Raw genomic sequence first — 633 nt, 5'->3', positions numbered from 1 at the left:
GGCGGGAGCCCAGCCCCTGGGTCCCCGCGCTCGCGGGGATACACGCTGGTCCATGTCGCCAGCGGATACATACCGGACGTGTTCTGAGTCGACGACTCGTCCGACGACGCTTCCTGTGTAACCGATGAGGTCGTCCATCCAGCCTGAGACGGCCAGCCGACACGAAACTACCGGCTCCAGCGCGCCCAGATCGCGGTTGGGAGGACCAATCCGCGCGCTTCCTCGCGGACGCCGAGTTCGCCGGCCTCGACCGTGCCCGGCAGGTCCTTGAACACCTGCGCCAGCATCTCGCCGATCGCCAGCGCCGACATCCGCACCGCGTAGACGGTCAGGAACAGGAAGCGCGAGTTCTCGTCCAGCAAGCGCCGGCAATCGGCGATCAGGCGCGGCAAATCCTCTTCCAGGCGCCAGATCTCCCCCTCCGGCCCGCGCCCGTATTTCGGGGGATCGAGCAGGATGCCGTCATAGCGCCGCCCGCGCCGCACTTCGCGCGCGACGAACTTGGCGGCGTCGTCGATCAGCCAGCGGACCGGCGCATCGTTCAGCCCGGACAGCGCGGCATTGCCGCGTGCCGCCTCGACCGACTTCTTCGACGCATCGACATGCACCATCTTCGCGCCGTTCGCCGCCATC

The 633-nt window shown here is 68.2% G+C and carries 1 protein-coding gene; it reads right to left on the bottom strand.

All coding sequences use genetic code 11. The features are described 5' to 3' along the window. Positions 1–167: 167 nt before the first annotated feature. Positions 168–633, bottom strand: a 466-nt coding sequence (locus tag AC0IYH_RS29080) for a hypothetical protein (RefSeq protein WP_471837470.1), incomplete at its 5' end; no start/stop codon positions are given.

The organism is Pseudomonas sp. AC463 (assembly GCF_979253585.1).
Note: the sequence above shows the minus strand (reverse complement) of the source record. Positions and strands in the feature narration are given on the sequence as shown.